The sequence below is a fragment of the Gilvimarinus sp. 1_MG-2023 genome (assembly GCF_030548285.1).
In genome coordinates, this window is the sequence record NZ_JAUOSC010001924.1 from 1 (window position 1) to 229 (window position 229).

The following is a 229-nucleotide window of genomic DNA, read 5'->3' on the forward strand; positions in this document are numbered from 1 at the left end:
GTGTTGAGCTGGCCGCCCGGGCGGGTCAGCCTGGCCTCTCCTTTTTTGATTCCCTCTCGACAGAACGAATCCTGATCATCTCGGCACTGGTGATGATGGTCATCGGACTGGCCAGCCTGTATCGCTGGCTCAACCTGCGTGGTGGCGGTCATGTAGTGGCCGAATCTCTCGGCGGCCATCGCCTGCCCCCCAACAGCAGCGATTTTTACGAACGCCGCTTGCTTAATGT

1 pseudogene is annotated in these 229 nt (G+C 59.4%); it reads left to right on the plus strand.

Features of this window, described 5'->3' with window-relative positions:
• Window positions 1-229 (plus strand): annotated as a pseudogene (locus Q4563_RS23385) (M48 family metallopeptidase); the annotation flags it as partial.